1 protein-coding gene is annotated in these 1,669 nt (G+C 45.9%); it reads right to left on the bottom strand.

The window, feature by feature from the left end; translation table 11 throughout:
- Positions 1-173 precede the first annotated feature (173 nt).
- On the bottom strand, positions 174-1,502 hold the full coding sequence (locus CSX02_RS06810) for an IS1380 family transposase (protein WP_099386111.1): 1,329 nt from the start codon (positions 1,500-1,502) through the stop codon (positions 174-176).
- Positions 1,503-1,669: the final 167 nt, after the last annotated feature.

The following is a 1,669-nucleotide window of genomic DNA, read 5'->3' as shown; positions in this document are numbered from 1 at the left end:
CCTGAATTATTCACGAGGGTAGGTCCTGCATAGGATCCCCACCCTCAGACATGTAAACTGGCATTTCAATGGCACGATTTTTCAGGGACAACCCTAAAAATGGGCATAATATCCCTGTGGTTTCAGGAAGGTGCCTTTGAAATTGCCAAGGTACATTAGTTACTGGTTACTGTTTATTCCAGCTGAGGCTGCAGTCCCTGTATATTTGACAGAGTTTCATAGAATTCTTTCTTATATGGGCAGCTGCTGCACAGCTTGAATACGGTATATCTTGCCGAATGTACGACCTTTGCGGCGACTTTCAGCAGTTTAAGACGGATAGTGTCGATACGCTGTTTTTTCATATTGGCGGGCAGTGAAAGTCTCCGGAACCAGTTGAAAAGGTTGTAGGCAAGCGTATGCACCTGAAGGCGGTTTGCATTCACCACCATCGAATGGGAACTGACAGAAGCAAAGTCAAATCCATACTTCCCTTCCTTGATAAAGTTCTCCATCTTGCCGCGGCCGCAGTAAAACTGAAGTACCTGATAAGGCTCCAGATCTTCCATGGTCGTAACTACGAATGTGAACATGTGGACCATCTGACCATACGGCTTCTCAACCTTGAAGACTACTCTTCTGGGATGAGACCAGCTGCCGGCCTGATACATGAATTCGCCGTACTCTGCAGCGTAATCAATCTGATTTTCGATGGTTGCATGATACAGTGCGTCATCGGCAAGAGCCGCATTCTTTATCAGTGCAGGGTTCAGCTTCAGACGAATTGCATATTTGCAGTCGTTTTCCTCACAGGCTTCATAGATGTCGGGAGAAGCAAAACCGCTGTCACCGCGAAAGTAAAGAGGCAGAGAAGGATACTTTATACGATATTCCTGAAGAAGAGGGATCATGAACTGGTCTGCATCCCTGCTGCAGTATTTGGCTCCTTCACGAAGTTCTGCTTTCAGAAGGTCACCGGTCAGACCATCAAAGCAGAGCAGCGGATGATAGCCATGTGCCTGATAATGGACGTTAAAACCTTCCCCTTCCTGACTGCCATAGGTATCCAGCAGGGTAGAATCCAGATCAAACAGCATAAATTCCGGCTGCTCGATAGAATAGATGATCTTCCTCATTGCCGTGTTGATCTGGTCGAACTGGGTAAGGGTATCATTATCCATTCTGTTCCAGAAGCGGGACAGCGTAGGCTGTGATGCCAGCCTGTCCTTTTCAAGGATGGCAGTCATCACAGGGTCGTTTGTCAGTTCATCGGCACAGTCATCCTGGAAGTAAGCGGATGTAATCTGGTATATCACCTGCATCAGGTTGACCGGGTCCTTATGTATACGGCAGTCTGTATAATCATTGGTCTTAAAAAACTTATTTATGAGACGAATGAAACCGATCTTCGCAGCGAATTCCCTGATAAGAAGCAGGCCGCCGTCCGAAGAAAGATCACCGCCGTTAAAATTAATTTTGAACAGCTTGTTGCTTTCAAGCCCGATAGTGTCTAGAATGGCCATAGAAGGACTTCCTTTCTCTGGTATTGTTTTTGGTTTGGGCACCTTAATTTTACCAGGAAAGAGGTCCTTTTTCTATTCACTTAGCGGATGATAGAAGTAAAGCTATAGATTCACAGTAAACATGCGGCTTTTAGCCGTCTTCACCGTATATCGGTGAATAATTCAGG

Origin of the sequence: Agathobacter ruminis (assembly GCF_002735305.1) — a bacterium.
Lineage (GTDB): Bacteria > Bacillota > Clostridia > Lachnospirales > Lachnospiraceae > Roseburia > Roseburia ruminis.
Note: the sequence above shows the minus strand (reverse complement) of the source record. Positions and strands in the feature narration are given on the sequence as shown.

Bases quoted from the DNA above. Each gene is read 5' to 3' on its own strand.
- CSX02_RS06810 (WP_099386111.1), bottom strand. From the start codon at position 1,502: ATGGCCATTCTAGACACTATCGGGCTTGAAAGCAACAAGCTGTTCAAA.